This is a genomic window from Ensifer oleiphilus (assembly GCF_013371465.1).
GTDB classification, from domain to species: Bacteria; Pseudomonadota; Alphaproteobacteria; order Rhizobiales; family Rhizobiaceae; genus Ensifer; species Ensifer oleiphilus.
This window is the reverse complement of record NZ_JABWDU010000001.1, coordinates 1,002,811-1,027,920: the sequence shown is the minus strand read 5'-3', so window position 1 is coordinate 1,027,920 and position 25,110 is coordinate 1,002,811. Positions and strand designations below refer to the sequence as shown.

Sequence of the window (25,110 nt, the reverse complement as noted above, 5' to 3'; positions counted from 1 at the left end):
CTGCGTCGCGTGGCGATGCACAACCGTATTCGATAGAGCCGCCATTGTTCCGAATTCCCCTCCTCGTCGCCCTTGCCCTTGCCATCGCCTTCGGCGGCGGCATCGCTTCGGCCGTCTGGGCGCTGAAAGCGACGGTCGGTTTCGGTGCCATATCGATCGGTCCGTGGATTGCCTTTCCCGAGGCACAGACCGAGAAGGCCGACCCCTATGCCAAGGCGCACCGCGCCCGGGCCGGCGACCTGCTCTACGGCGGCGCCGAAGGGCTGATGTTCATGGCCCAGGTCGATGACAAGGGGGACAAGCTCTCCGCGGCCTGCTCCTACGATGTCTCGGGGATGACGCCGCAGGCACGGTTCTGGACGCTCTATGCCGCGAATGCCGACGGCGTCCCGTTGCGCCCCGGCTCGGATCTGCCTGCAGCGCTCAATTCTTGGACGGTGCTGCGCGCCGAAGACAGCTCCTTCACCATCCATGTCTCGCCGAACGCCAAACCGGACAATTGGCTGGCCTTGCGACATTCCGGCACCTTCCGGCTCGTCCTGACACTGCTCGATACACCAACTGCAGGCTCCTCCGGCCTCATCGATCTCGCCATGCCGAAGATCGTGAAAACGGGATGCGGCGATGCGTAGTGTTCTGTTCGCTTCCATCCTCGGCCTCGTGGGCGCGGCTCTGCTGCACATCATCATCGTGCTGGTGCTGCCGCAGTTTACCGGTCGTGACGCCTACACCCGTGTGCTCGGCCTTCTCGAGATGGACAGCTTCTTTTCCTTGACGAGCACCCCTGGGCCGACGGGTCTCAGCAATGACGATCCTTACCTGCGAACGGCGGTTTGCAGCTTTTCCATCGCCGATGGACCGGCGCGTTTCCTCGCCAGCGGCTCCGTTCCCTTCTGGTCGCTCGCCGTTTTCGACAGCAGTTCCAACGAAGTCTTCAGCATGAACGACCATACCGCCGTCAATGGCAGGCTGGATCTTGTCGTCGCGACGCCGATCCAACTGGTGGAGTTGCGCAAGGCGCCGCCGGAAGCCCTGGCGCAATCGATCATGGTGGAGATGAAGGAAGAGGATGGCTATGCGGTGCTGCGCGCCATGGCGCCGCTTGACAGCTTCGAGGACCAGGTGCGGAATTTCCTGGCGGAATCAAGCTGCGAGCCGTTCCGGCGCTGACGCATGCCACGCAAAAGCTGACAGCATTTTCGCGACAACGACGTCATGTAAAAACGCGACCCTAAATCGCAACAAGCGAACCAGAGCGATCACGCATCGGGCCGCGTAATCTGGTCGTCAGAAGATCCGACCTTCAACCTTGCCGCTTCTATTCAAATGTCGTGAAGAAGATGATCGCGTCCGCACATACGGAGCGTTGTCGGCACGAACAAAGCCGTGCTTAGGCCGGCCGATGGGGCCGACACATGGGCGGTGGCTGGAAGCCTACTGCTTCTTGATCCGACGTCCGTCAGGCGCGGTTGGCTGCGGGTCGCGGCCGTCGAGGCGCTCGTAGCGGATGCCGGTAAACAAAAGCACTTGCGCTCCGCCCGATATGACCGGAGGCCTGCGTGGTGGCATTTGGACCTTGCGGTCCTGCATTCTGATCACGTCTGCCATGCTCGTCTCCATAAAGGCTTGAGACGGATGAACTACCGTACAGATTTCACCCTGCCCTTTCGGGGCCAGCGCATTTTCCCAGGCATAACCCGGACAGGCGCGCTTTTCTCATCTTCTCCTTCTTCCGGTCGCCCGGAGGTTGCGGCTTGCTCGAGTGGTACAGACCAATCATAGACGGTCCGCTTCGATTGAGCCATAGGCTGGTTAACAGATGGTTAACGCCGCATCCGCGCCCCGAACCTAGGGGCAGTATGTCCCCCGGAAAAACAAAACACTGTATCCGGGGTAACAGCTTCGGCGGACGGGGGACGGCTAGCGCCTGGACAGCAGGCCGAAGAGGAACGAAACACCGGCAACGGTCAGAAGTGTCGAAATCGGTTCTTCGCGGACCCGCTCGCGCACCCGCTCCGTCATCAATTCCGCTTCACCCTGCACCACCGCCTTGGCACCCGTGCCGATCGCCGAAACGGTTTCGGTCAGTCGGCCAATCTCGGCGCGCAACTCGGCAATCTGCGCCTCCAGTTCGACCCGGGCAGCCGATGCTTCCACTTCACTTTCGACCGTGTCAGCCACCGCCTGCAGTTTTTTTTCTACCATTGCAACGCTCCTTCTCTTGCCCGGTTTCAACGCATCGAAACAACAATGGTTCCGACGGCAAGCCGAAAGCCCGTGCGAAAAAGAAAACGGGCGACCGAAGGGCCGCCCGTCCGAAGGGAGGGCACCCCCCCGCGCTCTTGATATCACGCACATCACTCTACGCAGGATGGGTCCATCGCCTGGCATCGAATGGCCGGGGCTGGGCGCACGACACCATAACCATCCTCGAAATCTTCCCGGACGCGCACGCCGTCGCGATCGCGGCGACGCTCCCATTCGCGGCGGTTGTCGCCACCTGCCTGGTCATCCCAACGTTCACCATCTCTTCGGTTCCGCTCCCAGTTCTGGCGATCCCGATCCCGCTCGCGCTGCTCGCGCGCCTGGTCGCGCGTCCACTCGCGCTCCTGCCGGGCTCGGTCGCGTTCCCAATCGCGGCGATCACGGTCGCGTTGACGCTCCCAGTCCCGCGGGCGGCGGCTATCGTCGACCCAATCCGGCCCACGGCGCCACCGGTCACGGTCGCGATAGAAATCACGGCCGCGATAGTTTCGGTCCCAGTAGCGATCAAACTGGAAAACCACCGTCGGGATACCGAGCGGTCGGTAATATTGCGGTTCGACATAGACCCTGTTGCGGCGATAGTTCGCCTGCACATAGCGCCCAGCCACCCAGCCGCGGCCACCATAAAAGGAAACGTCGCACCAGGGCAGATCGGCAAGGCAGCCGTGAATTTCAACGGCTTCGCCGGCCGGGATCATCGACACCGCCGGATAGCGCGTGCTGGGACCGGACCGCATATTGACGTTGGCAGTTGCAAATCCCTCTGCAGCCTCGGCGATCGCCGGCGCCAGGAAAAGCGCGCATATGGCGGCCGCGCGCAACACTATTTTCTTCACAGTAAGCTGTCTCCCATCGGAAGGCCCCTCTTCACTAAGCCTTCTTGCGTCGGCGGGCGTCCGGAACCCTTCACCGTCACCGCGATCACTTAAAGCCGCTTGTGGATTTTTTAAGGCTGGAGGCGGTCGAACCCACAGCAAGCAGGGCTTTGCCGTCGAAACCGCACAAAATCGTCGGCCGCTTGCGCGCCGCAAGCCTGAATAAAGCCCCAACCTCCATAGTTAACAGTGCGCTAACGCTTTTCTTTTATTTTTAGTGACGTGTGCCGTTCCGGGTCGCCGGCAATGGCAATCATGTTTTGCGTGCAAGGATTTATCGTGACGGATCGCTTTCGTGAGTTGGAAAGGCCACAGACGGGCCGCTTGAAGGACGTGGTCCTGATGGCAACCGTCAGCGGTTTCGAGAGCCTGCGAATTCCGCGCAAATCCGACATGAAGCAGTTTTCCGAATTGTTCGAACCGCTGTTCCTCGGCTCCAGCAGCGAAGCGCGTCGTCAGGCCGCCGCCGCGCTGTCGCAATGCCCCCATGTTCCCGAGCCGGTCGCAGCGTTGATCGGCAGCATGCCGATCTCGATCGCCGCCATTTTCCTGACCCGCTCGCAAGCGCTCTCGGATCGAACGCTCATCGGCATCATACGCCAGCAGAGCCCGGCGCATGCCAGCGCGATTGCGCGACGCGCCGCCCTGTCCCCGTCCGTCATCGATGCCCTGGTCGAACACCACAATCCCGCCGGCCTTTCCGCCCGCCCTGACGTACAGCAACGACCGGCCGCGGCGCCCTCGGCTCCGGCCGAACCGGAGGCCGAGGCCCAGGCAGATCGGACCGCGCGGGAAGAGAGCTTGCGCGCCGAGATCAAGGCACTTGCGCGTGCTGGTGCGCGCGAAATCGCGTCCACCATCGTACCGATTAGCGGACTGCACAGCGCCCTGCTGGTGCGCTTTGCAAGGAGCGGTGAGATCATTCTGTTCTCGCGCGCGCTGGCGACGGCGCTCGATGCAGGCGGCCCTCTGGTCGAGCGCATTCTTCTCGACGTTTCCGGGCAACAGCTGGCGACGAGCCTGATTGCCCTTTCGCTCCCGACCGAAGATCTCATCTTCGTCCTGCAATCGCTCTATCCGCATCTCGCCGAGGGCATCGGCGGGGTCAGCCGTGCGGAAGCCTTGACCGGCACCATGGATCCGAAGTCGAGCAGAGAGCGGCTTGACGCATGGCTGCAGTCGGACGCGCGGGATGAGGCGCCCGCCGTGCGGCACCAGAGCTATCTCGCCGACGACCACGCCAATGATGCCCGTCAGCCCGCCATCCGCAAGGTCGCCCAGGCCATCGGCGGCGCCAAAGCGCAACGCGTGTTCGGCCGCCGATAGTTTTCAGTCGCAGCCAGCTCTGCGCGCGACCGAGCGAACTCCATTCCAAGTGGAGAGCCTAGCGCCTCTGACGGCTGCTTCAAGAGAGGCTTCTTCCCTCGTCCGGCACCACATCGAACAGATCGGCACGATCATCCAGTTCGATCTCGACGATCCAGCAATCCGGATCGAAGCGGATTTCGCGGGCAAGTGCATCCTCCACCGCATCGCCGTCGCGATCCTTCAGCCGCGTCTCGAACTTGCGGCCGGTATCGGCGTCGTCTTCGAAAAAATTCTGCGGTGCCGGCGCAAACAGCGTCTCGGTCCCCATGCGTGTGCGCTGGCGGATGAAGATCGCGCCGGCGTCCTCCGCCCCTTTGCGCAGGACGGCCGCATACCCGCCGAGCGCGAAGGCACGGCGCAGCAAGGCAGAGACGAAGATGTGGGATTTGAGGCGCATGGAGAGGCTGTACACGTGCGGCGGCGGGCTTGCAAACCGGGATGAGCGGCGAGGAAGCACCGCGACCTCCCAAGTCCTTGGCTGGCACGCTTGTGCGACACATCGAAGACGCCGTGCCACGGGCACCTGGGTTGCCTGACTTTGCTTGCGACGGCTCGTCAGAGGGCGCCGATTTCCTTGAGCTTTTTCAGCACTTTGGGATTGGGCTCGCCCGTCTGCGGCAGGCGGTAGTGCTTCTCGAAATGGCGGATCGCCGCGCGTGTCTGATCGCCGGCAACGCCGTCGACGACGATGTCGGCATAGGCGAGATTGCTCAGACCCTTCTGGATGTTCAGCACCAGTTCGCTGGAAACGGGGATTTCGGCCCGCGGGATCAGCATCTTGTCCGTCTCGGCTGAACGGATGGCGGCTGCAACCGGATCGACATCGGCACCGGCCTGTTTCGGGTCGGCGTAGGGCCGGCTTGCAGGCATGGCGGCTGCCAGCTTCGGGCCCGACGTGGCGCGCAGCGTGCGCAGCAGTTCAGCGCTCGCGATCCCCGTCTGCGGGTGCCCGGCTTGTTTCTCGAACCGCAGGATGGCGGCCGACGTGCGCGGACCCGGGCGCCCATCCGGCACGCCATCGTAGAGACCGATGCGGTTCAGTTCCTTCTGGATGTCGGCTACCAGCGGCGAAGCCGACGTGTCCGGTACCGAGGCGACCCGTTCGGGCGACGGCTTTTCGGCAGGCGCTTCGGACGAGGCGGCTGCGATCACGTCTTCGACGTTATCAGTGTCCTTGTCGCCCTCGCGCTTGATGACGAAGGTCGTGACATTGCGCGGTTCGATCTCGGCGCCCTTGGCGACGGCGATACGCTCGGCCGTCTCGGGGCTGACAAGCGGTACGCGGGTGCGAAGCAGAGGTGATGGATGTGAGCCGTGCTGATACCACATGGCGTTGGCGGCAACGAACGAGAACACAACGGCAAAGGCAGCCGTACCGCCGGCACTCAAGGGGTGGCGGGCGACCAGCCGACCGGCAAGCGCAACACCTCGGCCGGCGAGAGCCAGCCCACGCATGGCAAGGCCTGGCGCGGGACGCGCCGCCTTCTTGCGTTCAGGCTGTTTTCGCTTGCGCGGCGCCATATCCCCGTTCCTCGTTCAAACCGGTCCTTTCGAATCGGTCGCCATCGGCAACCGCCTGCGTGTCGTTATCTCTTAGCCGCGGCGGAAATTCGACAGTCACGGCCGAGCGTTGTTCTTCGCGGTTGGCCTCGACGATGCCGGAGCCGTCACAAGGCAGAGTGACGGTAATCACCGTGCCTTCGCGTTCACGGCTACGGATCGAAATCTCGCCGCCGTGAAGCGCCACAAGCCCCTTGACCAGCGACAGACCGAGGCCGGTGCCCTCGTAGCGGCGGGTGTAGTCGTTCTGGATCTGGACGAAGGGCTGCCCCAACATCTGCAGTTTGTCGGCGGCGATGCCAATACCGGTGTCGCTGACTGTCAGCTTCAGGGAAGGACCGTCAAGCTCGGCGTCGATCGTCACCATGCCGCCCTGATCGGTGAACTTGATGGCGTTCCCGACAAGATTGATGAGAACCTGCTGGAAGGCGCGCTGGTCGGCATTGATCTCGCCGACGTTGCGGGTCACGCGGCTTGCCAGCTTGACGCCCTTCTCCTGCGCCTGATGCGACAGCATTGCTTCGCAGGCGGAGACCGCTTCGACCACGCGGAAGGGTTCAGGAACCAGTTCGTAGCGGCCCGCCTCGATCTTGCTCATGTCGAGCATGGTGTTGACGACGGACAGAAGGTGTTCGCCCGACTGGTGGATCAGGCTGACATATTCGCGCTGGCGGTCGTTCTCCAGACGGCCGAAGTATTCGCCGGTCAAGACGTCGGAGAAGCCGAGGATGGCATTGAGCGGCGTACGCAGCTCGTGGCTGACGGCGGCAAGGAAACGGGTCTTGGCATCGTTTGCCGATTCCGCTTCCGCCGTTCTCGCCGCCGCTTCGGCGCGCAGCCGCGCTTCCTGCGAGACATCGCGCGACTGCGCAAGGATCGCCTTCAGACCGCCGTCGCGATCGAGAAGCGGTGCGAGCTCACAGCACATATGGACGAATTGCTCGCCTTCCGTCGGCTGCGACCGGCGTTCGATGCGAATGTTGACAGTCGCCCGCTCGCCGCCCTGGCGCAGAATGTCGATCGCGCTCACGAACGTGATGCGGTCGGAGACGTGGATCTGCTCGATGAAGCCGCGGCCAGCGGGGTCGCGCATCAGCGTCAGATGTTCGGCGGCATCGCGGCCATGCACGGAGAGAACATTGCCGCGCAGGTCGTGCACGGTGACGAGACCGGCGAAAAGATCGTAGGCGGCTGAAAGATCGGGAAGCTCGTATGTCGCCGCATCGAGATCAAGCGTCTCGGCACCTTGCTTGCCACGCCCACGCGCAATGGCAGCCGCAGCGGCCAGCAGCGAGGCGGACGCCCACAGCGCAGTGCCGAGCGGCAATGCGGAAGAAACGGGCATGGCGAGCGCGAGCGCAAGCGGGACTGCCGGAAGCGTGGTCAGAGACACTGCAGCCACCGTGCGCAGACGCTTGAGGTCCCGGCGGCCGACGGCGGAGCCGGCCTCGCGGCGGGGCAGCCATAGGGCAGCGGCCTCGTCCACGCGGGACGTCCATCTGCCAACCATGTCACGCAATACGCTCACGCCTTACCCTGCCACATTTGTTGTTCTTGCGAGACTGAGCGTGACCGTTTTCCGCTTCATGCGGGCCGCCATTCGAACTGCCTCGTGACATGTCGGAATCTCGCATCCCCGGCTTAATGAAAGAATAAACGGGACAGTCTCGAAACGGCGCCAAACCCTCGAAAAATCCCGTTTTGAGGCAATTCGTGCGACCTTCATTTCTTGTGGTTAACGGGGCGTAAGCAACGGATTTTCGTGCATTTTCCGCCTCTTGTTAAGGATTTGGGCAGGGCGACCTGGTGCCGTTGCCCACGCTTGCAGGCTTTGCCGGCGGCCCGTCGCCACGATCCTTAACGGCAAAAGCTAAAATGCGACACAAATGCCCGGCAAATCCTCAAAATCGGGAATTTCATTAAAATTCGAAACAAATGCTGCGGGTTTTTGAAAAGCGGTCTTGTGATTCCCTGCCTAATGTCTGTCTCAACAAAGGGCCGGACGACGAAAGACGGCGGTCCACATGGAAACGACGGCGGGCGTGAACGGGTATCAGGGGATACCGCGGCGCTCCAGGATGCCGAAGGCGGAAAAACCGGCTAGAAGACCGGCGGGCGCGGCAGCCGAATACAGGATGGGCAGAACATGTGGTTTCTCATCAAGGCGACATTCTGGTTTTCGATGGTACTGGTGCTGCTGCCGTTCCTCGATCCGTCGAGCGCGCAGAAGCTGGAGCACGGACCGAAGGTCGAGCTCGGCGATACTTTTTCTGCCGCCAACGAGGCTTTCCAGTATATCAGTGCGATCTGCATCCAGAAGCCCGAGGTCTGCGAGAAAGGTGCTGAAACCTTCGTCGCTCTCGGCCATCGGGCTCGTGAAGGCGCCCGCATTGCCTATGAGTTCCTCGACACGCAGTTCGCCGAAACCGATGCGATCAAGCCCGACGCCAAGGTAACGACCGGAACCGTGGGCCAAGCGGCCGAGGTCGCCGACCAACTCGCGGCTCCCATCGAGCAGACCGCTGCGGATGCAGCTCCAGTTTTCAAGCGCACCCCGGTTCCGGAAAAGCGCCTCGACCCCAAGGCGTCACACGTCCAGTAAGCATTTCTTCCGGTGACAGCGGGTCGACCCGACCGCCGCCGAGACATCCTTTGACACTGCCTGACTTGCCGCCTTCTTGCGGCCGCCGCGAGGAACCCATCCCCTCGCGGCGTTTTCTTTTTCGGGCTGCAACCGAAGAGCGGTCCAGAGACAGGCTCGCACAAGACATGGCTGTTTAGGTCCCCGCACATTCAGCGGAGACTGCCCCGATGCAGATATACGGGTTCTTTTCAAATGTGGGCGCCACACGTGCGACCACAAACGGATCTCCAGTCGCCACCGACGCGGCACCGCTGGCGCAAAAGAACGGCTCTCCTCTTCTCAATCTATTGCGCGCAGATGACGAAACCGCTGCCAGCCGCAAGGCCGTGGCCAAGAAGAAGCTGGACGAGTTGAAGGAACAGCTGCGAATGCTGCGGTTTTGGGCTTCGGACCCGGAGACGCTCGCCAGGCTTGCAAAACAGCTGGCGCGGCAGCTTGGCGCAGCCGCCCAGCAATTCGCCGGTGGCGGCTCGACCGGTATGATGGGCGGAGGCGGCGACGCTGCCGCAGGGGCTGCATCCGCAGCAACAACGGCCGCCACGGCTGCGATGCAGGCAAGTACAGCCGAGGCGGCAAACGCCGAAGGCGCAGAAGGCAACGACCACGACAAGACAGAGCCTTCGTCCTTTGCCGAGCGCGCCTATCGCGAGTTCAGCTCCGACGGCTCGCAGGACCGTTCCGACGCAAGCACGATGGCGGAGTTCAAGGCGCTCGCCGAGCAGCTCAAGCAAGTGCTGAGGAAGGCGGAGCAGGATCTGCGCGCCAAGGGCGCCGGCGACGATGCGGATGACGCGAGAAAGGCGAGCAATGCCCTCGCCACCTCGATGGCATCTCTCGACGCGGCAGGCACAGCCGGTGCGACTGCCGGTGCCGTCACAATTCCCACAAGCGTTTCGATCTAGCGCAGCAGTTTCGAGCGAATTGCGCATTGATGCATCCGAGTGGCGATTCGCGGTTCTCATCTGTGCTACCATCGCCTATATGAACGTCACGCCGATCGCGATGCCTTCAGGGCTGGCGAGGATCGCGCGGTAGAGGCATCGCTCTCGAGCGGCGACGGGCGCCGCCTGATGGTGCCGACAATCGGACCGGACCATGACCACGCTTGACCAGATTATCGATGACTTCGCCTTCCTCGACGAATGGGAGGATCGCTACCGCTATGTGATCGAACTTGGCAAGGCTCTGCCCGAGATGCCGGAAGCCAAGCGCACCAGCGAGAACAAGGTGCAAGGCTGCGCCAGCCAGGTCTGGCTCGCCACCCAGGCGACCGGCGACCCGGAAGATCCGGTGTTGATTTTCGAAGGCGAATCCGATGCGCACATCGTGCGCGGATTGGTCGCCATCGTGCTTACGATCTATTCCGGCAAGCATGCCTCGGAGATCGCCAGGCTGGATGCGATCGATACTTTCAGCAAGATCGGCCTGATCGAGCATCTGTCGACGCAGCGCGCGAACGGACTGCGCTCGATGATCCGGCGGATCAAGAATGAAGCCGAAACGCGCCTTGCCGCTTGAGGTTACGGTCGTTCCCATCGCTTCAAGCAAGTGCCGAACCTTGCACGAATAAGGAGCCGCCGCCGACCGACAGGCGTCGGTAGCGCGGCCCTTGTCGCGCCCACTCGCTGACATTGCCCTGTGGACACTGAACGTGACGCGCGGCGCAATCACCCGGCCGCAGGATGCATCTCGCTCCCTGGTCGCGACCGGTGGATGCTTGCATAAGTTATTCGTCTCGTTCCATTTGCGCGGCAAACGCAGATGCCACCGAGCGCTCGATCGCCTCGAGGAATACATCAAAATCGGCGACATCCCGTCGATCCTCGACAACGCAGCAGGCGTGGCGGACGGTCGTCCGGTCTCGCTCGAAGGCGTTGGCGATCTCGCTTTGCGGCATTTGCAGGACGACATGGCAAACATACATGGCGATCTGGCGCACATGACACCTGGCACGCCTTGCATCGCGAAATAGCGGCAGCCTGTCGGCTGACAGGAGCACGGCGTCCGCCGTCAGATCTTGCACGAGGCGGCAGGTCAACCGCGTGCACATCGCACGTGCGCCGCCCTGCCCGGTCGGCATCGCCGCAACGCGCCGTGTCGGCAAAGCGGCCGTCTTGAGATGATGGACCACGCCGCGGCAATATTCATTTCGCGCATCGCCTTTGATAATGGCCATATGAAAACCCCTTGTATAGGAACTAATTCCTATACTCATTTATCGAAAGGGGGACAACGAAATTTTCCGCTCACTTTTCGGCCCGCTATCACGCCGCAGCTCCGAGAGCCGAGCTTCGTGAATAGGCACATTTTCCCAGGCCAAAAAACATAAAGGCCGGGCAACAGCCCGGCCTTTATGTGATCTTACGCTCCGCCCCTCAAACCAAACCAGCGCCAAGCGTGATCACGGCGATGGGCGGCGGCCTGCTTACTTGCCGCGACGCTTGCGACGCTGGCCGAGGCCCATTTCCTTGGCAAGGCGCGAACGTGCCTCAGCATAGGCAGGAGCAACCATCGGGTAGTCGGTCGGCAGGTCCCACTTCTCGCGATATTCTTCCGGCGACAGGCTGTGGTGCGTCATCAGGTGGCGCTTCAGCGACTTGAACGTACCGCCACATTCGAGGCAGGTGATCTGGTCGTCCTGAACGGACTTGCGGACCGAGACGGCCGGCTTCGGCTTTTCAACGGGGACGACTACCGGTGCAGGTGCCGCCGTGTTGTTGAGAGCCGAATGGACGTCGGCGATCAGCGTGGAGAGCTCGGCGGCCGGAACGACATGGTTGCTGACATAAGCGGAAACGATCTCGGCCGTCAGTTCAACCAGAAGTTCATGGCTCGCGCCAAGCGTTGTTTCAGTCATTTCTTTCTCCTATCGGAATTCAGCACAAGCCCGAAATGATTCAGGGGGAGGAATACATGCAAATGCCGTCGGGAAGCCTTCGCTGCCTTGGGATAGACCATCAATCGCACAGCAAGGACAAATTCTTGCCGCAATATCAAGAGTTGGAATTTTGATCACGAAACCTATTGCCGAGTCGTTGGAACAGCCAACCTCTCAAAGCAACAGCCAATATTCACAACTCAAGCTGGAATTTCAGCTCTAAGTATTTTCCACGACGACACTTTACATTTACTCGATTAACACTGATCAGCGAAAATTCCAAACATAAATTTGGCCGTCGTTAGCAACTTTATTTCGAAATTGCTAACGTGGTTGGGTTCTATCGCAATGTTCTGAAATACAAAACCAGAAACGTTGCCGTTCAATGCCGGCGCGGCTCTTGCCTTTGTGGAAGCTGATCTATGACCGACTGCTTTGTCAGCCTGTAACCCGACTGATGAGCGGCCTTTGCCAATAGATGGGCGGAAATGGGGGCTGTCAGTACGAAGAAGAAGCATCCCGCCAACGCCCGAAACAGTATTGCCACATCGAGCGAGTGCAGTCCCGCGGCCAAAAGCAGCAGGCCCGAGCCAACTGTCCCGGCCTTGGAGGCCGCGTGCATGCGGGTGTATAGGTCTGGGAAGCGCACGATGCCAATCGCTGCGAGCAAGGAAAAGACGGCGCCGCCGACAAGCAGTACGGCAACGGAAAGCGTGATGATCGTCTCGAAGGTCGCTTCCATCAGCGTGCCCCCTTGCGTTTGCGCCTGGTACCTTTCGCCTTCGACGACCGGGGCCCTTTGCCTGCATCTGGCGCAGCCTGCTCCAGCGCGCCCTTCTCCGGCGACAGACCGCGCGCCAGAACAAAGCGGGCAAAGGCGATGGTTGCAAGGAAGCCGACCAGCCCGAGGGCAATGGCGATATCGATGTAAAGATTGAAGCCGGTGCGGATGGCAACGACCGCGATCAAACCGATGGCGATTGCCACGAGCATATCGAGGCCCAGAACGCGATCGGGGAGCGTCGGGCCGCGGATGATGCGCCAGACGGTCACCAGCAGCGCCATGGACAAAAGCACAAGTGCGAAGCCGGTGGCGGCCGAAAGTATCTGGTCCGGCAGCTTCATTCGAATGCCTCCTTGATCCGACGTTCGAAACCATTGGCAATATCGCGCCTGAGGCCGCCGGGATCCGCACAATCGAGGGCGTGAACATAGAGGGTCTTGCGATCCTCGGAGACGTCGACGGAAAGTGTACCCGGCGTCAGCGTGATGAGGTTGGCCAGCAGCGCTATCTCGAAGTCGCTCTTGACGGTCAGCGGGTAGGAGAAGATGCCCGGCTTCAGCCGCATTTTCGGCTGGACGACCATGAACGCGACCTTGGTCGCCGAAACCGCCAGTTCCTTGAAAAACAACGCGGTCAACAGCAGGATCTTCAGCGGCCGAACCGGAAAGGTGACAGGCCGCAACTCGCGCCGGATCAGCCACAGGGACAGTGCGCCGACGGAAAAGCCAAGCAACAGGTTCGGCACGCTGAGGCTGCCACTGATCGCGGCCCAGATCGCGGTGAAGACCAGATTGATCCAGAGGAACTTGATCATCGGGCGGCTCCCGGGAAGACCGAGTTCAGATATGATGACGGTTCGGAGAGGCCGGCGGCTGCGCTCTGGATCGTTGCCAGCAGTGGTTCGGGATAAAGGCCGATCGCAAGCGTCAGCAGCGTCAGCACGCCCAACGGCAGGAGAATGGCCACCGGGATCTGCGCCTCGTCCGCTGCCCCCTGCCCTCCGGCCGTGTCCCGCCAATAAGCAAGCAGGAAGAAGCGGCCGGTCGCGATCGTCGTCAGGAAGCCGGTGACGAGCAATGCCGCTGCAAGCCACCAGGCGCCGATGTCGAGTGCTGCCTTGACCAGCATGACCTTCGGCCAGAAGCCCGAGAACGGCGGCAGGCCGGACACGGCAAAGGCGAGCATCAGGCTGATCGCGGCAAAGCCCGCGTGGCGGCGGTAAAGACCTGAAAGCGACGACAGCGAGAAGCTGCCGCCAAGCTTCGCTGCGACACCCGAGGCGAAGTAGAGCGCGGTCATGACGAGCATCGAATGCAGTGCATAGAAGATCGCGCCGCCGATGCCTCCCGGCCCGCCAACGGCGATGCCCGCAAGGATCGAACCAATGCCGGAGATCACGAGATAGCCGAGCATGCGGCGGAAATCCGACTGTGCGAGCGCTCCGAACACACCGACGAGCATTGTCAACGCCCCAACCACCGCGATGACGAAGCTGAGTTCTTCCCGCTCCATCGGCAAAAGCATCACTGTCACGCGGATCAGCGCGTAGATGCCGACCTTGGTCAACAAACCGGCGAAGAGTGCCGACACGACGACGCGCGGCGTGTGATAGGACGCCGGCAGCCAGAAGTTGACGGGGAATGCGGCCGCCTTCATCCCGAAGGCCAGCAGAAACAATGCTGTCAGTGTCATCAACGGCGCGGTACCGCGCAGGCCTTCCGCCTTGCGGGCGATGTCGGCCATGTTGAGCGTTCCGAAGCTTGCATAGAGATAGCCGGTGGCGACCAGGAACAGCGTCGTTGCGACGAGGTTGAGGAAACCATACTTCACCGCGCCATCGATCTGCTCGCGCTCGGAGCCGAGCACGATCAGGCCGAAGGACGAGATGAGCAACACCTCGAACCAGACGTAGAGATTGAAGATGTCGCCGGTCAGAAACGCACCGGAGACGCCGGCCATCAGCAGCATCAGGAAAGGATAGAAACCGTATCGCCGGCCGCTGTCATTGATGTCGCAGAGCGAGTAGACGCCGCCGGCGAGCGCCACGACGGACGCCGCAAGTGCAAACAGTGCGCCGGTGAGATCGACGGTGAAGGCGATGCCGAAAGGCGGCAGCCAACGCCCCATCACCATCGTCACCGGGCCGCTCACGATCACATGGTGCAAAAGCAACGCGTCGATCACCACCAGGCCCGCAAGGCCCGCAATGGCGATGAACGGATGCAGGCCGATCGGCCGGCGCAGCATGACGAGCAACGCGCCGATCGCCAGGCACCAGGCAACCGGAAGGATCACCAGCCAATCGGCTGCCGCAACCGGCTCGAGAACGAGGGCAGCAGAAAGATCGGCGGGGGGTGAAGTTGAAACGGCCATGGGTCTGTCAGTATCCAAGCGGCGGAGCCGGCTCTTCTTCCGGCTCGGCGACGCGCATCTCGTCGGTATTGTCGGTCGAAAGGTCCTCGTAGGCGCGCCAGGCCAAAACCAGCAGAAAAGCGAAGAAGGAGAACGAAATGACGATCGCCGTCAGGATGAGAGCCTGCGGCAGCGCATTCGCCGCCGGTCCAGCGAGCGCATCGGCGCCCTCCTCAATGACGGGCGGCACGCCGCGCGTCAGCCGGCCGCCGGTAAAGATCAAAAGGTTGACGCCATTGCCGAGGATCGCCACGCCCAGCAGGACGCGAATGATGAACTTCGACAGAAGCAGATAGATGGCGACGGTGAAGAAGGTGCCGACCAGCAGCGCAAACCAAGCCTCCATCATTCGCCTCCCCGCTCTTCGAGCGACAGGGCGATCGAACTGATGGCTCCGACGACGACGAGATAGACGCCGCAATCAAACAGCATCACTGTCGATAGCGGCACTTCCACGCCGAGCAAGGAGGGATAGATCCAAAGCCCGGTCATGAAGGGAACGCGGGCTGCGATCGAGATCAATCCGGCGATAGTGGCCGCAAACAACCCCGCACCGGCGATCGCCATCGGGTGGAAGTAGATCGCTCGACGCACGGTCTCGACGCCGCAGGCGATACCGTAGACCGCCAATGCCGACACGGCGATCAGTCCGCCGATAAAGCCGCCGCCCGGCTCGTTGTGGCCGCGCAGCAGCACGAAGATCGAAAACAGCACCATCAGGCTGGTCAGAAACGGTGCGACGGTCCGGAAGATCACCGATCTCATGCGCGTTCCTCCGCATCCGGGTCATTGTCGGCGATCCGTCGCAACGCGCCCGCCCTGAGGCGAACCAAGGACAGGATGGCGAGACCGGTCACCATGACGACGGCGATTTCGCCGAGCGTGTCCGTGCCGCGGAAGTCGACGATGATGACGTTGACGACATTGGCGCCATGCGCGACCGTCTTCGAATAGAGATTGAAGAAGTCGGTCAACGTGGCGTCGAAGGGCACGCCGGTCACTTTCAAGAGCATCAGCCCGAAGCCGATGCCGCAGGCGAGCGCGATTGTAAGATCCGGCACCGTCTGCGCGAGCGGCCGGTGGTCGGAGGGTGAGAGCCTCAGTCGCGTCATCACCAGTGCCAGCACGACGACCGACAGGGTCTCGATCATGAACTGGGTAAAGGCGAGGTCCGGCGCACCATAGAGCAGGAAGATGACGGCGACGGCAAAGCCCTGAATACCGAGCGAGACGATCGCGGTCAGCCGGTCGGAAGCGAGCACGACGGCGAAAAGGCCGATGACGGCAATCGCCATGATCGCAAGCTCGTGCACCGGTACATCAGCGGCGAAGAACGGTGCGCGCGGCAGTTCGCCGTAATAGAGCGGTGCGCCCAGCAGCACGGCGGCGACCAGCACGAATGTCGCCGTCATATAGACGTCGAGCCGACCGGATTGCAGCCGGCGGGTCAGCGCGACGGAAAAGCGTACAAGCCCGCGCATGAACTGGTCGAACCCAAGATCCGGTCCCCAGCCGATATCACTGAGAATGGTGGCGATGAAGGCGCGCAGGCGGGCAAGGTTGAGATAAAAGATCACGCCGAGAGCAATGGTGACGCAGGACAAAGCCAGCGGCATACCGATATGGGGGATCGCCGAGATCGTGATCTGCCTGGGCTCGCCGGCAATCGCCGTCGCCATCGGCGACGACACCAACTGGTGGGTGAGGTTGGACAACAGCGCAGCCGACAGTCCCTTTGCGGCGAGGAGTGCCGGCCCGAGCCAGAGGAGCAGCGGCGCCTCATGCGCTGACTTCGGCGTTTCGATCTTCGCTCCGATGAAAGGCTTGAGCGCGACGGCAAACGCGACGGCAAACATCAACCCGTTGCCGAGGATGGCGAGTGCTGCGAAAACCATCGCGCGCCTGTCAAGACTAGGCAGCGCGTAGTAGATCTCCTCCTTGGCGAGGAAACCGAAAAACGGCGGCAGGCCGCCCATGGAAAACGCTGCGGCGAGTGCGATCACGAATGTCAGCGGCATAGCGGAGCGCAGTCCGCCGAGCTTGGTGACGTCGCGGGTCCCGGTTTCATGGTCGATGATGCCGGCGACCATGAACAGCGCGCCCTTGAACAGCGAATGCGCCACCAGATAGAGCGCCGCCGCCTCGATCGCATGCGGGAAGCCGAGCCCGGTCAGCATCACGAGCAGACCAAGGGATGCCATGGTCGTGTAGGCGAGCATCAGCTTCAGATCGGTCTGGCGGCAGGCGAGAACTGCGCCGATGACGAGCGTGGCACTGCCGAAAAGCGGTAGCAACAGCTGCCATTCCGGCGTTCCGCCGAGGACCGGGTTGAGGCGCATCAGCAGGTACACGCCGGCCTTCACCATGGTCGCGGAGTGCAGGTAGGCCGAGACGGGCGTCGGCGCCTCCATCGCGTTGGGCAACCAGAAATGGAAGGGAAACTGGGCGGACTTGGTGAACGCGCCGCCGAGCACCAGCAGCAGGGCCGCGAGATAGAAGGGGCTCGCGCGCATCTCCGGACCGAAGGACATCAACAGCGAAAGCTGGGTGACGCCGGTGACATTCCAGATGACCAGCAGGCCTGCGAGCAGAAACAGCCCACCGCCCCCGGTAACCACAAGCGCCTGCAGGGCGGCACGCCGGGCGGCCTCTCGCGAATGGTCGAAACCGATCAGCAGGAAGGAGGTAATCGAGGTCAGTTCCCAGAAAACGAAGAGCATCAGAAAGCTGTCGGACACGACGAGCCCGAGCATCGATCCCATGAACATCAGGATGAAGGAGAAGAACCGACCTTGCTGCGGATGCCGCTTCAGGTAGCCGCCGGAGTAGAGCACGATCAGCGTGCCGATCCCGGCGATCAGCAAGACGAAGGTCAGGGACAGGCCATCGATCAGCCAGGAGAAGCTGACATTGAACGAGGGGATCCATTCATAGCCACCGGTCACGATCTCGCCACGCGAGACTTCAGGCCAAAAGCGCATGAAGTGCAGGACGATCGCCGCCGGAAAAAGCGCGAGAATCCAGGCGGCGTTGTGTCCAAGCAGGCGGGTGAGCAGCGGCGCAACAAGCGCACCGACGAACGGAAGCGATAAGGCCAGCAATGTCAGGGCGGCAACATCCATCGTCCGGGCGCGCTCCTTTGCGATTTGATTGTCGGATCAAACGAATACCCGACATAAAAGATGGGTACACGCGCCTCAAGCCTTATTCGGGTAAAATCGACGTTATGCGCCGTTAAGTCCGGCAAAGGCCCGGGAAACCTCCGTTTTCCTTGCGAGATTTGTGGCCGCGGTCGCTCGCCAGGGCAAAACCATCCGACGCCTGGCAAGGCACCTGTACGGTACCGGTCATCGCCGCCGACCACGATTAACGTGTTGTTGGCAACGTCCGGCGGTATCGGTCGCAAGACATGGACCGCATCTGGTATTTCATCGTGATGCAACGGCCGACACCTCTGGCGTGCGCATTTGAGAGATCGTCACGTGCGGCCTTGTTCGGGGGCCAAGGCCATACTTCCTGCTTCCTGGCGTGCACGTCTTGGTCTAGATCGGTCGCTATCGCTGATTGATTAACGCAACGAATTGCACAGCGCTTCTCTCGAGCTCACGAGGTCTGGCTTGGAACGGTCCTACATTGTGGCGGTGACCAGTGTGCTCGCGGCGCTGGGCGCGATCCTGCCGATCGCCGCCGCGTTCTATCTCTCCTGGTCGGTCGCCACCAGCAGGGAGGAGGCCCGCCTTACCGGCCTCGCCGAGTATGCGATCAAGCGCGCCGATGCGGCGTTCGGTGAAGCGACGACAGCACTCAAGACCGCCGACGGTTTCGCATTCGCGCCCTGCTCGCAGGAGCATATCTCGGCGATGCGCACACTTGTCGTCACCACGCGCTCTATCGAGGACATCGGCTATTTCGAGAACGACCAGCTGAAGTGCACCTCCTGGGGCAAACCGGAAACGACGATCGCCCGCCAGCAAGTCGACTTCACCACGGCCAGCGGTATCGGCGTGGCGGCGCGCGTTCACCCGACGATCAGCAACGGCCAGACGATGCTCGGATTTCGTTACCGATCCTACAGCGTCCTGACTGATCCCGCTCGGCTCGTCGACGTGCTCATCTCCCCGGATACCCGCCTTGCGATCGCCAATGAGGCCGGCATCCTCGTCAGCGGGTTGAACAATCCGGACCCTGCACTGATCAAGCGACTGATCGCGCATCCGCAGACCGGCGCCGACGCCGACGGGGATGATCTGTTTGCCAAATCGAACAGCTCCAACTGGATTGCCATAGCAACATCGTCGCGAGCATCGCTGCTGAACGATCTCGGCCGCGAACGGCTGCTGCTCCTGCCGCTGGGCGCGATTGTTGCAGCATTGATGGTTGGCCTCGTTTTCTGGCTGTCGCGGCGGCGCCTGTCACCGCTCGGCGAACTCTCGATCGCCGTCCAGCGCCGAGAATTCATCGTTCACTACCAGCCACTCATCGAGATGAAGACCGGCATCTGCGTTGGTGCGGAAGCGCTTGTGCGCTGGCGCAGGCCCGACGGCTCGCTGGTCAGGCCCGATACCTTTATCCCGCTCGCGGAGGAAAGCGGCCTGATCCAGGCGATCACCGATCAGGTTATTGACGGTGTGATCCGGGACCTCGGGCCAGTCCTCCTCGCGGACCGCTCGCTGCACATCGCCATCAATCTGTCGGCCGAAGACATCAAGTCCGGGCGTGTCCTGCCCGTCATCCAGGACGCACTTGCAAGCTCCGGCGTGCTGACCGAACAGATCTGGCTCGAAGCCACCGAACGCGGCTTCATGGACGTCAAATCCGCCCGGGCAACGATCGAGGAAGCCCGCCGGCTTGGCCATTCCGTCGCGATCGACGATTTCGGCACCGGCTATTCCAGCCTGCAATACCTCCAGGACCTGCCGCTCGACGCATTGAAGATCGACAAGTCATTTATCGATACCGTCGGGCTCGTCTCGGCCACGAGCGCCGTTACCCCTCATATCATCGATATCGCCAAATCGCTGAACCTCTACATCGTCGCCGAAGGTATCGAACGACAGGAGCAGGCGGATTATCTGCTCGAACGCGGCGTGCACTACGGCCAAGGCTGGCTTTATTCCAAAGCCTTGCCCGCGCAAGAGTTCATCGCGTTCTACAACGAAAGCAAACGCGTTCACGGTGCCGGCCCGGCCGTGATCCGGCGAGACTTCAGCATGGCTCCACCGGCCGTCGGCGGTGATTGAGACCGCATCCGGATCACATCTGATCGAGTTGCAGTTCGGTTGTCAGACGCATCCCTGCCCAATGGCCACCTCCCGGCACGCGAGCGTGATTTGCGGCGCGCCGTCGGCGATCCTATATAGTCGTCGAAAAATAACAGGGAGATCTTCGATGAGAGACGCAAGGGCGCCGAAAGTGATCAAGACCGATGCGGAGTGGCGCGCGCAACTGTCGCCCGAACAATACCGCATCACCCGTGAGCACGGCACCGAGCGCGCCTTCACCGGTCCCTTCCTCGCCAACAAGAAGGAGGGAACCTATGAATGCGTCTGCTGCGGCCGGGCGCTGTTTCGCTCCGACAGCAAGTTTGATTCCGGCTGCGGCTGGCCGAGCTATTTCGCCGCGATCGACGATGAGGCCATCCGCGAGATCGAGGACCGCTCACATTTCATGGTGCGCACCGAAATCCGCTGTGCGGACTGTGACGCCCATCTCGGTCACGTCTTCCCCGACGGCCCGCCGCCCACCGGCTTGCGTTACTGCCTGAACGGCCACGCAATGACGTTTACCGAGGATTGACGCAAACGGAAGGCTGCGGTTTTAGCCTTGCCGCTGTTCCGATAGAAACAGCGCTTCATGCACGGATGTGCTATTTAATATTCAGGCCGTCGAAACAAGTCGGGAGGAGGTCCGCATGCGTCGCATTCTGGCTGCATTCGTTCTTCTCTTCCCGGCTGCCTTCCCGGCCGCTGCCGACAATGACTGGCATGCCTACGCCAATCCGCGTTTCGGCTATATCCTCGACATTCCGCCAGGTTTCGAACCACAAGGTGACACCGACAACGGCGACGGCGTCAGCTTTCATGCCAACGACAACGGCGCCACGCTTGCCGTTTTCGGCAGCGAGCTTGTCGATGGCGATTTCGAGATCGACGTCAACGACCGGATGGCGAGCGAACGGGAAGACCAGTGGCGGATTTCCTACTCGCGCGTCACCGCAGCCTGGGCAAGTTTTTCCGGCGTGCGCGGCGAAGAGGTATTTTACACACGCGCCATTGCGCTCTGCGACGGCAGCGCCGCCTATTTTCGCCTTCAGTACCGCAAGAGCCGGCTGACCAGCTTCGATGGTGTCATCTCGCGGATGGCGGAGGCCTTGCGCCCCTCGGAAGGCTGTCAGCAGACGCCGGTGGCGGCAGCACCCGTGGCCGCGCCGAACTGAGCCGCGCCAATGGCGACCGTTTCCGACCAAAACGGAGAGGCTCTATCTCCTTGTCTTTACGCATTTCCTGACGGAATGCCGCGTCTTATTTTTCCTGGAAGAGCTCTCGCTGAACTGGATCAGGACATCGCCGTGCCGGTCAGACAGTTGATGACGGCCGAATAGTGCACCGCGGCACCGGTGACGACAAAAGCATGCCAGATGGCATTCTGGAAACGCAGCTTCTCCCAGACATGGAAGATCACGCCGGCGGAATAGATGATGCCGCCGATGAGGATCAGCACCAGCGTTGTCGACGACAACGCCGACAACAGCGGCCCCACTGCAAGGACACCGCTCCAACCCATGGCGAGATAAAGCAGGATCGCCAACCGGTCGAACCGACCGGGAAAGAGGCACTTGATCCCCACGCCGAGCGCGGCAATCGCCCAGATGCCGATCAGCATGGCAAACAGAAACGGATCGTCCCAGCCGCGCTGCAGGAAGGGCGTATAGGTCGCGGCGATCAGCACGAAGATCGACGAGTGGTCGAAACGGCGCAGAAACCATTTGGTGCGCGAAACCGGGTAGAGATTGTAGAGGAACGATATGGACAACGTCGCCAGCAGCCCGGCACCGTAAATAGCAGCCGCGGCAAGCTGGCCGGTCGAACTCCAGAGCATCGCGTAAAAGATCAGAGCGGTGACGCCGACAAGGGCCGCGGCAAGACCAACGCCATGCACGATACCATCGGCGATCAGTTCCGATCGATCATAGTTCCACTTGACGCCGGCGAATTCCACGTACCCCACCTCCGACCTTCTCTCGCCCTCAGGCGGCGGTCGTCTTGCTGATAGGCCTCATCCTGCCACAGCCAGACGCCGCGGCAAAGGGCTCCGCGATGACGAAAGCATCAACTTTTGCAACGCATTACAACAGTGACATGATGTGTTTGCGAACACGGCCTCCCTTGTCCGCAGCACGGGCAGCAACCACATTGGCGAGGAATACGGGTAACCAAGCGTCCATGGGGAGGAGTGTTTATGACGGTGCTACGCACGCCAGAACTGGCCGAGGCCGAAATCCTCACGCGGCTTTGCCTTCGCTCCAAGGCGGTCTGGGGCTACGACGAGGCGTTCATGGCAGCTTGCCGGCCTGCCTTGACGGTAACGGCGGTCGACTGGCAGCAATCGGATATCCAGGTTGCCGTTGACGGTGGCAAGATCGTGGGCGTCGCCCAGGTGATGTACCACGGCGACGCTGCCGAACTCGACAAGCTGTTTGTCGATCCGGACGCGTTGGGTGGCGGCATCGGCCGGAGGCTCTTTGGCTGGAGCGTGCAGACCGCCCTGAGCAAGGGAGCGAAGGTCATGACGATCGATGCCGATCCCGGTGCCGCCGATTTCTATCGACGCCTGGGCGCCGTCGATGACGGCACTGTCGCCTCGACGGTCATCCCTGGGCGGTTCCTGCCGAGATTGAAGCTGGGTCTGGCGAACGTCCCGCCGCGTTGACGCGCAAGACAAGACAGTTCCCGGGCGCAAAGCATGCCAATCGTAGAAGAGCCAATCGTTGAACTGGGCGGCACCTTACTTTGCCCCGGCTGAAACCTCGGCCGCGCATTCCTGACAGAGCGGCGTATGCGGCACGGCATCCAGCCGTTCAGAAGATATCGGCAGACCGCAACGCACGCAGGTCCCGAAGGTGCCGGACGCGATGCGGTCGAGGGCCGCGTCGATCCCACGGATCTCCTCCTGGCCGGCAAGGCCAAGACCCTCCAGCACCTCGTCGTTCTCCCGTTCTGTTACCCGATCGGGCACGTCGGCGTTCATCGGCTCATCGAGATCATGCTCGATCTTCACCAACCGGCCATAGAGTTCACGTTTGCGGCTGGTCAACCGTTCACGAAAGTCGTCAAGCGCAAGCTTGTCCATCAGATGACTCCTTGAAGTCGTGGCACTTCAGGCGCGCCACGCTCCTGTTCTTGTTTGTTGGCGGCTCACCGGTCGACGAGAACGGCGCAGGGGCAATGGCTGACGACCCGGCTGGCCGTCGACCCGATGAAATAATCGATGAGGCCCGGCCGGTGCGAGGCGATGATCACGAGGTCGGCGTTTTCTTCCTTGGCGAGCGCGTTGATCGTGCCGGCGGCGCCGCCGGTGCGGATTTCAATGCGTCCGTTGATCCCGTGCTTGGCTTTCAACGCCTCCAGTGTCTTTGTCGCGTGCTTGCGCGATTCCTCGACCATCTCCAGCGGGAAATCGACGATCATGTAACCCTGGGCATAGGCGTTCAGATCCTCGACAACATTGAGCAGGACAATCTCGCCCCCTTCATCGATCAGCTTTTCGGCGACGCCAAGCACGGACTCGCCATGTTCCAGCTGATCCATGGCAATAGGGACGATGATCTTCTTGTACATGCTGCACTCCTTTACGTTGCCTACCCGGACCGCCGGCGCCGAAACGCGGGCGCAAATCCCTCGCCTTCGAGACTGAGCCCAGAAGGCTCTTGCGGCATTGATTGAAATCAAATCGAAAGCGCGGCGATCGCATTGCCCTACACAATTGAGCTAGGGCGATAACGGCCACTGTCAACGCTCAGCGAACACAACATCAAGCAACTGACAGTCTTTCGTGAACGCCAAGTTCGGCCCATATTCACCCCGCAGTTTCAACGAAACTGAGGATCCGGCAGGGCCTCCAGTTTCGACGCCCGAGGAAGCAAGATATGACGCCCAGCCAGAACGCACCGCTTGTCGATATCGCAGCCGATCATGCATTGGCGATGCCCGCACATGTCGAGCATTCGCACCTGGTGGTCACGGACCTGCCGATGGTGTCGCAATGGTATCAACGCATCATGGGGCTGAAGCCACTTGAAACGAGCGCCAGCGGCGAGACGCTGGGTGTCGGACGCCGCCCGTTACTGACGCTCACCACGGCCGGCAATGCCGCAAAGGCGCCGCGCAACGCACCGGGCCTCTTTCATACCGCCTTCCTCGTTCCCAACCGTCAGGAGCTTGGCCGTTGGCTCGCCCACGCCGCCCACAACAATGTCCGCCTGCAAGGCGCCTCCGACCATCTGGTCAGTGAAGCAATCTATCTCGCCGACCCGGAAGGCAACGGCATCGAGGTCTATCGTGACCGGCCGCGGATCGAGTGGAACTTCAAGACCGATGGAACGGTCGGCATGGATACGCTGCCGCTCAACCTGCAGGCGCTTTATGACGAGGCGCCGAAGGACGACTGGAGCGGCCTTGCCGATGGCACCGGCATCGGACACATCCATCTGCAGGTATCGGATATTCCCGAGGCCGATGCGTTTTTCCGCGACGTGTTGGGGCTAGGGCTGATGGCGCGCTATCCGGGCGCAAGCTTCTTCGGCTCGGGCAAATATCACCACCATGTCGCCGCCAACATCTGGAACTCGCGCGGTGCGCCGAAACGCCAGGCCAACATGACTGGCCTCTCCGACTACACGATCCAGTACAAGAATCCGGCAGAGCTCGCCGCAGCCCTCGGCAAGCTCGACGAGATGGGCATTTCGGTGAGCAGAAACGGCACCACCTACAGCGTCGTCGATCCCTGGGGGATCGGGCTCAAGCTCGCAGCCTGAGGCCGCTTTCTTCCTCCAACGCCGCCATCAAGGTCGCAGGCAAGATCGAGCACCAGGGATAAGAACGCAAACCCTGCCCGTCCGACTGACAGGCAGGGTCTTCCGGCCTATGATGCCCCTTTGAAAATGAACGGACGCGGCCCCGGGACGATTTCCCGAACTACCGCCATGATTGTGCATCCGACGTGCTGCCACAGCCTGCGTCATCACGCCGCTGGAAAGACCTTGGATAGTCGCTCAATAAACTTGAGTAAAACAGTCGTATAATTTAACCGCATCGCCAAGGGCGCA

29 protein-coding genes are annotated in these 25,110 nt (G+C 61.7%); 11 read left to right on the top strand and 18 right to left on the bottom strand.

Annotation, left to right across the window (positions count from 1 at the left end):
- Positions 1–44 precede the first annotated feature (44 nt).
- Complete coding sequence (locus HT585_RS04980) at positions 45–632, top strand: DUF1214 domain-containing protein (protein ID WP_176351869.1); 588 nt, start codon at positions 45–47, stop codon at positions 630–632.
- Positions 625–1,170, top strand: a complete 546-nt coding sequence (locus tag HT585_RS04975) for a DUF1254 domain-containing protein (RefSeq protein WP_176351868.1) — start codon at positions 625–627, stop codon at positions 1,168–1,170. The genes HT585_RS04980 and HT585_RS04975 overlap by 8 nt, the downstream gene beginning before the upstream one ends.
- Positions 1,171–1,434: 264 nt before the next feature.
- Here HT585_RS04975 and HT585_RS04970 read toward each other — a convergent pair whose 3' ends face one another.
- The 3 genes from HT585_RS04970 to HT585_RS04960 form a co-directional block, all read right to left on the bottom strand.
- Complete coding sequence (locus HT585_RS04970; RefSeq protein ID WP_176351867.1) at positions 1,435–1,608, bottom strand: hypothetical protein; 174 nt, start codon at positions 1,606–1,608, stop codon at positions 1,435–1,437.
- Positions 1,609–1,920: 312 nt separating this feature from the next.
- A complete protein-coding gene (locus HT585_RS04965) occupies positions 1,921–2,205 on the bottom strand; it encodes a hypothetical protein (RefSeq protein WP_176351866.1) in 285 nt (94 codons plus the stop codon).
- Between the two features lie 152 nt (positions 2,206–2,357).
- Positions 2,358–3,101 (bottom strand): SH3 domain-containing protein, encoded by a 744-nt coding sequence (locus HT585_RS04960; RefSeq protein ID WP_176351865.1) that lies wholly within the window; start codon positions 3,099–3,101, stop codon positions 2,358–2,360.
- Positions 3,102–3,395: 294 nt separating this feature from the next.
- On the opposite strand from HT585_RS04960, the gene HT585_RS04955 reads away from it, so the two are divergent.
- The gene (locus tag HT585_RS04955; protein WP_176352190.1) at positions 3,396–4,466 is read left to right on the top strand and encodes a DUF2336 domain-containing protein; all 1,071 of its coding nucleotides are present in this window, start codon (positions 3,396–3,398) and stop codon (positions 4,464–4,466) included.
- A gap of 79 nt (positions 4,467–4,545) precedes the next feature.
- Here the strand turns inward: HT585_RS04955 and HT585_RS04950 are convergent, their stop codons facing one another.
- The 3 genes from HT585_RS04950 to HT585_RS04940 all read right to left on the bottom strand — a co-directional run bounded on the left by HT585_RS04950 (position 4,546) and on the right by HT585_RS04940 (position 7,578).
- Positions 4,546–4,905 carry a DUF1491 family protein gene (locus HT585_RS04950; protein WP_176351864.1) on the bottom strand — a complete coding sequence of 120 codons (360 nt, stop codon included), beginning with the start codon at positions 4,903–4,905 and terminating at the stop codon, positions 4,546–4,548.
- Between the two features lie 158 nt (positions 4,906–5,063).
- Complete coding sequence (locus tag HT585_RS04945) at positions 5,064–6,029, bottom strand: peptidoglycan-binding domain-containing protein (protein ID WP_176351863.1); 966 nt, start codon at positions 6,027–6,029, stop codon at positions 5,064–5,066.
- Positions 6,001–7,578 carry a sensor histidine kinase gene (locus HT585_RS04940; RefSeq protein ID WP_176352189.1) on the bottom strand — a complete coding sequence of 526 codons (1,578 nt, stop codon included), beginning with the start codon at positions 7,576–7,578 and terminating at the stop codon, positions 6,001–6,003. Before HT585_RS04940 ends, HT585_RS04945 begins: the two co-directional genes overlap by 29 nt.
- 636 nt (positions 7,579–8,214) lie before the next feature.
- Between HT585_RS04940 and HT585_RS04935 the strand changes: the two genes are divergently transcribed.
- The 3 genes from HT585_RS04935 (at position 8,215) to HT585_RS04925 (ending at position 10,230) form a co-directional block, all read left to right on the top strand.
- Entirely contained in the window at positions 8,215–8,670 is a 456-nt protein-coding gene (locus tag HT585_RS04935) for a DUF5330 domain-containing protein (RefSeq protein ID WP_176351862.1), read from the top strand.
- A 209-nt stretch (positions 8,671–8,879) separates the two neighbouring features.
- Positions 8,880–9,614, top strand: a complete 735-nt coding sequence (locus tag HT585_RS04930) for a hypothetical protein (protein WP_176351861.1) — start codon at positions 8,880–8,882, stop codon at positions 9,612–9,614.
- A 193-nt stretch (positions 9,615–9,807) separates the two neighbouring features.
- Positions 9,808–10,230 (top strand): SufE family protein, encoded by a 423-nt coding sequence (locus HT585_RS04925; protein WP_176351860.1) that lies wholly within the window; start codon positions 9,808–9,810, stop codon positions 10,228–10,230.
- A 208-nt stretch (positions 10,231–10,438) separates the two neighbouring features.
- Here the strand turns inward: HT585_RS04925 and HT585_RS31670 are convergent, their stop codons facing one another.
- From HT585_RS31670 to HT585_RS04880, 9 genes are all read right to left on the bottom strand, one after another.
- Positions 10,439–10,888 (bottom strand): helix-turn-helix domain-containing protein, encoded by a 450-nt coding sequence (locus HT585_RS31670; RefSeq protein ID WP_246707569.1) that lies wholly within the window; start codon positions 10,886–10,888, stop codon positions 10,439–10,441.
- 249 nt (positions 10,889–11,137) lie between these two features.
- Positions 11,138–11,569, bottom strand: a complete 432-nt coding sequence (locus HT585_RS04915; protein ID WP_065782210.1) for a Ros/MucR family transcriptional regulator — start codon at positions 11,567–11,569, stop codon at positions 11,138–11,140.
- 403 nt (positions 11,570–11,972) lie between these two features.
- Positions 11,973–12,332: a monovalent cation/H(+) antiporter subunit G gene (mnhG, locus tag HT585_RS04910; RefSeq protein WP_176351859.1), complete on the bottom strand. Its 360-nt coding sequence runs from the start codon at positions 12,330–12,332 to the stop codon at positions 11,973–11,975.
- Positions 12,332–12,715, bottom strand: a complete 384-nt coding sequence (locus tag HT585_RS04905) for a cation:proton antiporter (protein WP_176351858.1) — start codon at positions 12,713–12,715, stop codon at positions 12,332–12,334. The genes mnhG and HT585_RS04905 overlap by 1 nt, the downstream gene beginning before the upstream one ends.
- The gene (locus HT585_RS04900; RefSeq protein WP_176352187.1) at positions 12,712–13,185 is read right to left on the bottom strand and encodes a Na+/H+ antiporter subunit E; all 474 of its coding nucleotides are present in this window, start codon (positions 13,183–13,185) and stop codon (positions 12,712–12,714) included. The genes HT585_RS04905 and HT585_RS04900 overlap by 4 nt, the downstream gene beginning before the upstream one ends.
- Positions 13,185–14,747, bottom strand: a complete 1,563-nt coding sequence (locus HT585_RS04895) for a Na+/H+ antiporter subunit D (protein WP_176351857.1) — start codon at positions 14,745–14,747, stop codon at positions 13,185–13,187. The genes HT585_RS04900 and HT585_RS04895 overlap by 1 nt, the downstream gene beginning before the upstream one ends.
- Before the next feature lie 7 nt (positions 14,748–14,754).
- Positions 14,755–15,132 (bottom strand): Na+/H+ antiporter subunit C, encoded by a 378-nt coding sequence (locus HT585_RS04890; RefSeq protein ID WP_176351856.1) that lies wholly within the window; start codon positions 15,130–15,132, stop codon positions 14,755–14,757.
- The gene (locus HT585_RS04885; RefSeq protein ID WP_176351855.1) at positions 15,132–15,551 is read right to left on the bottom strand and encodes a Na(+)/H(+) antiporter subunit B; all 420 of its coding nucleotides are present in this window, start codon (positions 15,549–15,551) and stop codon (positions 15,132–15,134) included. The genes HT585_RS04890 and HT585_RS04885 overlap by 1 nt, the downstream gene beginning before the upstream one ends.
- The gene (locus tag HT585_RS04880) at positions 15,548–17,908 is read right to left on the bottom strand and encodes a putative monovalent cation/H+ antiporter subunit A (protein WP_176351854.1); all 2,361 of its coding nucleotides are present in this window, start codon (positions 17,906–17,908) and stop codon (positions 15,548–15,550) included. Before HT585_RS04880 ends, HT585_RS04885 begins: the two co-directional genes overlap by 4 nt.
- 495 nt (positions 17,909–18,403) lie before the next feature.
- Between HT585_RS04880 and HT585_RS04875 the strand changes: the two genes are divergently transcribed.
- The 3 genes from HT585_RS04875 (at position 18,404) to HT585_RS04865 (ending at position 21,222) form a co-directional block, all read left to right on the top strand.
- Positions 18,404–20,026, top strand: a complete 1,623-nt coding sequence (locus HT585_RS04875; RefSeq protein ID WP_176351853.1) for an EAL domain-containing protein — start codon at positions 18,404–18,406, stop codon at positions 20,024–20,026.
- A gap of 148 nt (positions 20,027–20,174) precedes the next feature.
- Complete coding sequence (gene msrB, locus HT585_RS04870; protein ID WP_176351852.1) at positions 20,175–20,582, top strand: peptide-methionine (R)-S-oxide reductase MsrB; 408 nt, start codon at positions 20,175–20,177, stop codon at positions 20,580–20,582.
- A gap of 115 nt (positions 20,583–20,697) precedes the next feature.
- Entirely contained in the window at positions 20,698–21,222 is a 525-nt protein-coding gene (locus HT585_RS04865; RefSeq protein WP_176351851.1) for a hypothetical protein, read from the top strand.
- 119 nt (positions 21,223–21,341) lie between these two features.
- Here HT585_RS04865 and trhA read toward each other — a convergent pair whose 3' ends face one another.
- The gene (gene trhA, locus HT585_RS04860; protein WP_176351850.1) at positions 21,342–22,004 is read right to left on the bottom strand and encodes a PAQR family membrane homeostasis protein TrhA; all 663 of its coding nucleotides are present in this window, start codon (positions 22,002–22,004) and stop codon (positions 21,342–21,344) included.
- Positions 22,005–22,244: 240 nt separating this feature from the next.
- Here trhA and HT585_RS04855 point away from each other — a divergent pair, with 240 nt between their 5' ends.
- Positions 22,245–22,715 (top strand): GNAT family N-acetyltransferase, encoded by a 471-nt coding sequence (locus tag HT585_RS04855; protein ID WP_176351849.1) that lies wholly within the window; start codon positions 22,245–22,247, stop codon positions 22,713–22,715.
- A 75-nt stretch (positions 22,716–22,790) separates the two neighbouring features.
- Here the strand turns inward: HT585_RS04855 and HT585_RS04850 are convergent, their stop codons facing one another.
- Together HT585_RS04850 and HT585_RS04845 are read right to left on the bottom strand one after the other, a co-directional pair.
- Positions 22,791–23,135, bottom strand: a complete 345-nt coding sequence (locus HT585_RS04850; protein ID WP_176351848.1) for a TraR/DksA family transcriptional regulator — start codon at positions 23,133–23,135, stop codon at positions 22,791–22,793.
- A 65-nt stretch (positions 23,136–23,200) separates the two neighbouring features.
- A complete protein-coding gene (locus tag HT585_RS04845; protein WP_176351847.1) occupies positions 23,201–23,623 on the bottom strand; it encodes a universal stress protein in 423 nt (140 codons plus the stop codon).
- A gap of 308 nt (positions 23,624–23,931) precedes the next feature.
- On the opposite strand from HT585_RS04845, the gene HT585_RS04840 reads away from it, so the two are divergent.
- On the top strand, positions 23,932–24,819 hold the full coding sequence (locus HT585_RS04840) for a VOC family protein (RefSeq protein ID WP_176351846.1): 888 nt from the start codon (positions 23,932–23,934) through the stop codon (positions 24,817–24,819).
- Positions 24,820–25,110: the final 291 nt, after the last annotated feature.

Excerpts from the sequence above, each read along its gene's own strand:
- HT585_RS04855 (WP_176351849.1), top strand. The coding sequence starts at position 22,245 with ATGACGGTGCTACGCACGCCAGAACTGGCCGAGGCCGAAATCCTCACG.
- HT585_RS04885 (WP_176351855.1), bottom strand. The coding sequence starts at position 15,551 with ATGAGATCGGTGATCTTCCGGACCGTCGCACCGTTTCTGACCAGCCTG.
- HT585_RS04915 (WP_065782210.1), bottom strand. The coding sequence starts at position 11,569 with ATGACTGAAACAACGCTTGGCGCGAGCCATGAACTTCTGGTTGAACTG.
- HT585_RS04890 (WP_176351856.1), bottom strand. The coding sequence starts at position 15,132 with ATGGAGGCTTGGTTTGCGCTGCTGGTCGGCACCTTCTTCACCGTCGCC.
- HT585_RS04865 (WP_176351851.1), top strand. The coding sequence starts at position 20,698 with ATGCGTCGCATTCTGGCTGCATTCGTTCTTCTCTTCCCGGCTGCCTTC.
- HT585_RS04970 (WP_176351867.1), bottom strand. The coding sequence starts at position 1,608 with ATGGCAGACGTGATCAGAATGCAGGACCGCAAGGTCCAAATGCCACCA.
- HT585_RS04845 (WP_176351847.1), bottom strand. The coding sequence starts at position 23,623 with ATGTACAAGAAGATCATCGTCCCTATTGCCATGGATCAGCTGGAACAT.
- mnhG (WP_176351859.1), bottom strand. The coding sequence starts at position 12,332 with ATGGAAGCGACCTTCGAGACGATCATCACGCTTTCCGTTGCCGTACTG.
- HT585_RS04940 (WP_176352189.1), bottom strand. The coding sequence starts at position 7,578 with ATGGTTGGCAGATGGACGTCCCGCGTGGACGAGGCCGCTGCCCTATGG.
- HT585_RS04955 (WP_176352190.1), top strand. The coding sequence starts at position 3,396 with ATGTTTTGCGTGCAAGGATTTATCGTGACGGATCGCTTTCGTGAGTTG.
- HT585_RS04880 (WP_176351854.1), bottom strand. The coding sequence starts at position 17,908 with ATGGATGTTGCCGCCCTGACATTGCTGGCCTTATCGCTTCCGTTCGTC.
- HT585_RS04850 (WP_176351848.1), bottom strand. The coding sequence starts at position 23,135 with ATGGACAAGCTTGCGCTTGACGACTTTCGTGAACGGTTGACCAGCCGC.
- HT585_RS31670 (WP_246707569.1), bottom strand. The coding sequence starts at position 10,888 with ATGGCCATTATCAAAGGCGATGCGCGAAATGAATATTGCCGCGGCGTG.
- HT585_RS04925 (WP_176351860.1), top strand. The coding sequence starts at position 9,808 with ATGACCACGCTTGACCAGATTATCGATGACTTCGCCTTCCTCGACGAA.
- HT585_RS04945 (WP_176351863.1), bottom strand. The coding sequence starts at position 6,029 with ATGGCGCCGCGCAAGCGAAAACAGCCTGAACGCAAGAAGGCGGCGCGT.
- HT585_RS04895 (WP_176351857.1), bottom strand. The coding sequence starts at position 14,747 with ATGGCCGTTTCAACTTCACCCCCCGCCGATCTTTCTGCTGCCCTCGTT.
- HT585_RS04950 (WP_176351864.1), bottom strand. The coding sequence starts at position 4,905 with ATGCGCCTCAAATCCCACATCTTCGTCTCTGCCTTGCTGCGCCGTGCC.
- HT585_RS04930 (WP_176351861.1), top strand. The coding sequence starts at position 8,880 with ATGCAGATATACGGGTTCTTTTCAAATGTGGGCGCCACACGTGCGACC.
- HT585_RS04975 (WP_176351868.1), top strand. The coding sequence starts at position 625 with ATGCGTAGTGTTCTGTTCGCTTCCATCCTCGGCCTCGTGGGCGCGGCT.
- HT585_RS04840 (WP_176351846.1), top strand. The coding sequence starts at position 23,932 with ATGACGCCCAGCCAGAACGCACCGCTTGTCGATATCGCAGCCGATCAT.
- HT585_RS04965 (WP_176351866.1), bottom strand. The coding sequence starts at position 2,205 with ATGGTAGAAAAAAAACTGCAGGCGGTGGCTGACACGGTCGAAAGTGAA.
- msrB (WP_176351852.1), top strand. The coding sequence starts at position 20,175 with ATGAGAGACGCAAGGGCGCCGAAAGTGATCAAGACCGATGCGGAGTGG.
- HT585_RS04905 (WP_176351858.1), bottom strand. The coding sequence starts at position 12,715 with ATGAAGCTGCCGGACCAGATACTTTCGGCCGCCACCGGCTTCGCACTT.
- HT585_RS04935 (WP_176351862.1), top strand. The coding sequence starts at position 8,215 with ATGTGGTTTCTCATCAAGGCGACATTCTGGTTTTCGATGGTACTGGTG.